A 3,902-nucleotide genomic window follows, 5' to 3' on the forward strand; every position below is an offset into this window, starting at 1 on the left:
GATTGGCCGTAAAACAGCGTGGTGACAACCTGTCCCGACAGAAACGACATCACCAGCGCCATCGCGTAGAGCGGGACGACAACTACCAGGCCGGCCATCAGCCGGGTCGATACCAAGAACGCCACCGACTTGATGCCCATCACCTCGAGCGCGTCGATTTCCTCACTGATCCGCATGGCCCCCAGTTCGGCCGTCGCGCCCGCGCCGACCGTCGCCGCCAGCGCGACCCCCGTCACCACCGCCGTGACGACACGGACGTTGGCCAGCGCGGCGAAGAATCCGGTGAATGCCTCGACGCCGATGTTGCCCAGCGACGCGAAGCCTTGGATGGCGATCAGCGAGCCGCCGGACAGCGTCACGAATCCGACGATCGCCGCAGTTCCGCCGACGACCGCCATCGCGCCGGTGCCCATCCCGATTTGCGCGATCAGGCGCAACGTCTCCCGGCGGTAGCGGCGCAGCGCCCAACCGGTCGACCAGGCACTGCCGACCGAAAACCTGGTGAGCTGTCCGGCCTTGTTGATGCCCCGGATCGCGCCACGGCCGTAATGATCGACGCTTGCGACCGTGCGCGGAAAGCGCGCTCTGAGAACGACCGCTGCTGACACATCAGCCACGTCAGCGACCCGTCCCGAACCGGACGCCGATGGTCGTCAGCACCACATTGACCGCGAACAGCGAGAGCACACACAGCACCAAGGTTTCGTTGACGGCCACACCGACGCCCTTGGGGCCACCCTTGGTGGTCAGGCCCCGGTAACAACCGACCAGGCCCGCGATCATCCCGAAGATCGCGGCCTTGATGGTCGCGATCACCACCTCGGGTAGGCCGGTGACCAAGGTCAGGGTGGCCAGATAGGCTCCGCCCGAGACATTTTGGAGCTTGACGCCGAACAGGAAGCCGCCGACCAGTCCGATGGTGATGACGGTTCCGTTGAGCAGCGTCGCAACAACGGTGGCGGCCGCCACCCGCGGCACCACCAGCCGGTGGATGGGGTCGATACCGAGAACCTCGAGGGCGTCGATCTCTTCGCGGATCGTTCGTGCACCCAGGTCGGCGCAGATGGCCGTCGACCCCGCGCCGGCGACAACCAGCACGGTGGTCAGCGGGCCCAGTTGCGTCACCGCCCCCAGCGCGGCACCGGCACCCGAAATGTCGGCTGCGCCAAAGGCTGCCAGCAGCGTGTTGAGGGTGAATACGATCAGCACGGTCAGCGGGATGGAGACCGCCACCGTCGGCAGCAGTGCGACCCGGGTGATGAACCAGGTCTGGATGATGAATTCGTCCCAGTGAAAAGGTCGGCGAAACAACGCTTTTCCCGTCAGAATGCACATCCGGGCGAATCCGCCCACGGTCGCCAACGGTGGCGTGATCTGGTCGCGCACATATCCGACCAGTCCGACCGGCGTCATTGCCGTCATCGGCCCACCCACTTCGCGGACGAGGCCGCGCGCGGGGCAGGGGCACATGCATCAGCGCAGCAGCGCCACTGCTTCACCATGGGTCACACTATGTAACAAAAACCGTTCCGGCCACACGAGACACGCGGACGGGACGGCCGCAGAAGTTAAGGACGATTCCGGCCTATTCGGACGGCGTGGGCTCGCTGTCCCGCTTGGCATTCTTCAGGTTGGCCCAGAATCGTGCGGCCTCCCGGATGGATTCCTCGACAGGCCTTGGCTGCCAACCTAATTCGCGGGTGGCTTTACCGTGGTCGACCGGAGCTTCGGCGCGCATCATCCGCACGGACCGCATGCTGAGTTCGGCATCCTTGCCGGTCAGCCGGGCCCGCAGGCTGCCTAACATCCCCATCGCGTAGAGCACGGGCACCGAAATGGCCCGCCGCGGCGCCGGCACACCCACCTCGTCGGCAGCGATCGCGACCACGTCGTTCAACGCAATCATCCGCTCGGAGATGATGTAGCGCTCACCGTTGCGGCCACGTTCGGCGGCGATCAGCATCGCTTTCGCCGCATCGTCGACGCCGACGGCCTCCAGTTGAATGCCGTTCATCAGGAACGGCAACTTGCCGAAAACCGCGCCCGCGATGAACGCGCCGTGCGGGGTGCGGCCCCAGTCGCCGTCGCCGTAGGTCGTCGATACACACATCGCGACGGCCGGCAGGCCCTTCTCGGCCGCATATCGCAGCACCAGATCTTCGGCCAACACCCGCGATTGCACGTAGGGGGTGAGCCTGCGGCGGTCGATCTGCTCGGTCTCGTTCGCGACATGACCGTGCCGGCGGGCCATGGTCGCGTAGGTGCTGGTGAACACGAAGCGCTTCAGCGTGGCCGCGACGGGTTCCTCGACAGCGACGTCCAGGACGTTGCGCAGTCCTTCGACATTGGTGCGGAACAGCGGCGCCGGATCCTGCAGCCAGGCCCGGGTGTCGACCACGCAGTAATACACCTGTTCGCAGCCCTGCATCGCGTCGCGGACGGTGTCGGTGTCGAAGACGTCACCGTGAAAGCGGGTGACGGCGAGGCCGTCGATGCTGCGGGTGTTGGCGCCTGGTCGGACCATGACACGCACGTCGGCGCCTGTCGCCACAAGTTGACGGGTGACGTGCGAGCCCAGAAAACCGTTGGCGCCGATGACCAGTTTCGGAGCACTCACTGTTTTCCTCCGTAGGTTTTCAACCAGCGCGCCGCGTCATCGTCAAGTGTGCCAAGCTTTTCCGCCTTCTTGCACCACTTGACCCCGGCCTGCAGGAATCGCAGCGGGTTGTAAATGTCCTCTTGGCGAGACCATGTGCCGTCACCGGCGTAGGTGACGATCGAGATGTTCGTCGCGCTGATGATCGTCCCGTCGCCGGGGTCGCGCATCGGGTTGTCCAACTCGCAGATGATCCGCCCGGTTGCCTCATCGATCACCGACCACAGCGACGGAAACGCCGTCATGTGGCTGCCCGGAAACGTCGACATCGTCTGGCGGATCCAGCTGCGCACCTCCTCGCGGCCCTTCATGGTGCCGGCGGCGTGCTCGATGTAGTCGACATCGGGGGTGTAGTGCCCCACCCACTCGTCCCAGTTTTTGGTGGCGGCGGCATGAGCGACGGTCTGCTCGAACGTGGCGAACGCGGCGGCGAGTTCGTCGCGGGTAAAAACCTGCTTCACGCAAGAAACTAGAACACGTTCTACCGGGGTTTGTCGAGGAAGTGGATAATCGACAGGATGACGGAATACAAGAAGGCAATCCTGGCCGGCGGCTGCTTCTGGGGTATGCAGGACCTGATCCGCAAGCAGCCCGGCGTGGTCTCGACCAGGGTCGGGTACACCGGCGACCCCCGCGTCCCGCACGCCACCTACCGCAATCACGGCAACCACGCCGAGGCCATCGAGATCACCTACGACCCGGCCAAGACCGACTTCCGGACAATTCTCGAGTTCTTCTTCCAGATCCACGACCCCACCACCACGAACCGGCAGGGTAACGATGTCGGCGCCAGCTACCGCTCGGCGATCTTCTACCTCGACGAGGACCAGCACCGCATCGCGGTCGACACCATCACCGACGTCGACGCCTCTGGCCTATGGCCCGGCAAGGTGGTCACCGAGGTCAGCCCCGCCGGCGACTTCTGGCAGGCCGAGCCGGAGCACCAGGATTACCTGCAGCGCTACCCCAACGGGTACACCTGCCACTTCATCCGGCCGGGGTGGACATTGCCACGACGGGCCGCCGTCGAGAGCTGACCCTAACGCCGACGCACCGTGATCGTTCCGCCGGCCTTCGGGGTGTAGGCGACACCGCGGGCGTGCAGTTTCTCTCCGGGTGCGGTCGTGGATTCGATTGTGAAGTGGCGCAACACAGTTCGCATCACGACGTCCATCTCCATGTTGGCGAACACCGCACCCACGCAGCGGCGGGCCCCGCCACCGTAGGGGATCCAGGCGAAGCTGGG

Annotated in this window: 6 protein-coding genes; 1 reads left to right on the forward strand and 5 read right to left on the reverse strand. The window is 65.2% G+C overall.

The features are described 5' to 3' along the window. The 4 genes from AC2VOG_RS00905 to AC2VOG_RS00920 form a co-directional block, all read right to left on the reverse strand. A partial coding sequence (locus tag AC2VOG_RS00905) for an MlaE family ABC transporter permease (protein ID WP_486938034.1) occupies window positions 1–608 on the reverse strand: 608 nt, incomplete at its 3' end. A gap of 10 nt (window positions 609–618) precedes the next feature. Then, window positions 619–1,413 (reverse strand): MlaE family ABC transporter permease, encoded by a 795-nt coding sequence (locus AC2VOG_RS00910; RefSeq protein ID WP_486938039.1) that lies wholly within the window; start codon window positions 1,411–1,413, stop codon window positions 619–621. A 172-nt stretch (window positions 1,414–1,585) separates the two neighbouring features. Then, entirely contained in the window at window positions 1,586–2,617 is a 1,032-nt protein-coding gene (locus AC2VOG_RS00915) for an NAD-dependent epimerase/dehydratase family protein (protein ID WP_486938035.1), read from the reverse strand. Next, a complete protein-coding gene (locus AC2VOG_RS00920) occupies window positions 2,614–3,117 on the reverse strand; it encodes a nuclear transport factor 2 family protein (protein ID WP_486938036.1) in 504 nt (167 codons plus the stop codon). The genes AC2VOG_RS00915 and AC2VOG_RS00920 overlap by 4 nt, the downstream gene beginning before the upstream one ends. A 57-nt stretch (window positions 3,118–3,174) precedes the next feature. On the opposite strand from AC2VOG_RS00920, the gene msrA reads away from it, so the two are divergent. Continuing rightward, window positions 3,175–3,693, forward strand: coding sequence for a peptide-methionine (S)-S-oxide reductase MsrA (gene msrA / locus AC2VOG_RS00925; RefSeq protein ID WP_486938037.1), 519 nt, complete (start codon window positions 3,175–3,177; stop codon window positions 3,691–3,693). 2 nt (window positions 3,694–3,695) lie between these two features. On the opposite strand, the gene AC2VOG_RS00930 is transcribed toward msrA, so the two are convergent. Beyond that, window positions 3,696–3,902 (reverse strand): cytochrome P450 (locus AC2VOG_RS00930; protein WP_486938038.1); only part of this gene is annotated, 207 nt, incomplete at its 5' end.

This window comes from Mycobacterium sp. TH-M11, assembly GCF_057473725.1.

Bases quoted from the DNA above. Each gene is read 5' to 3' on its own strand.
- AC2VOG_RS00910 (WP_486938039.1), bottom strand. From the start codon at position 1,413: ATGACGCCGGTCGGACTGGTCGGATATGTGCGCGACCAGATCACGCCA.
- msrA (WP_486938037.1), top strand. From the start codon at position 3,175: ATGACGGAATACAAGAAGGCAATCCTGGCCGGCGGCTGCTTCTGGGGT.